Origin of the sequence: Anaerotignum sp., from assembly GCF_031981185.1 — a bacterium.
Lineage (GTDB): Bacteria > Bacillota > Clostridia > Lachnospirales > Anaerotignaceae > Chakrabartyella.
In genome coordinates, this window is the sequence record NZ_DALYUL010000010.1 from 88,061 (window position 1) to 88,705 (window position 645).

The 645-nt window shown below is 40.0% G+C and carries 1 protein-coding gene and 1 pseudogene; both read right to left on the bottom strand.

Annotated features, from left to right (window positions below; all coding sequences use genetic code 11):
• The coding region (arr, locus tag RTK36_RS07580; protein ID WP_312045912.1) for an NAD(+)--rifampin ADP-ribosyltransferase at positions 1 to 280 on the bottom strand (280 nt) is incomplete at its 3' end.
• A 21-nt stretch (positions 281 to 301) separates the two neighbouring features.
• Positions 302 to 645: pseudogene (locus tag RTK36_RS16690) on the bottom strand (CatB-related O-acetyltransferase); the annotation flags it as partial.

Genomic DNA, 645 nt, shown 5'->3' on the forward strand with positions numbered 1-645 from the left:
GATAGGATCTGGTAGGGTTTCCTGGAAATTTTTTATCTGTCAAATTTGGATCGTTCTCCAAGCCTCCTAAAGGCTCTACAATATAAATTCTACCTCTTCCATCCCCCATCGCCAGTTCGGCTCCCCAAACAGCCGCATCTAGTGTTCCCGTAAAGTAGACATAGTTTGCTTTTTTTCTCTCACCATAGTTTGAATGATAACCGGGCTCCAGCAAGTCTCCCACCTTCAAATCTGCTTTTGTTCCATGATAAAGAGGTCCTGGATCTAAGCAATCTTTCATAAATTGCTCTAGCCCGCTTTCTGATGTTAGTTTTTCAAGATTATGAAATATTTTCTCTTCGTCCCAATTCCACCATTGAAGCTTAAGTAAAAATTCAACTATCTCATCAGCAAATCTTTTTTTGATTAATTTAGCTGGATTCCCACCGTATATTGCATAGGGCTCCACATTCTTTACTACCGTTGCATTGGAGGAAATAATGGCACCATCTCCAATTTGAATACCCGGCATAATGGTTACATTTTGTCCTATCCACACATCGTTGCCAATTACAGTATCTCCCTTAAAAGGAAGTTGTTCAATCGTCGGAGTCACCTTTTCCCATCCACAACCAAAAATATTAAAGGGATAGGTTGTGATTCCTT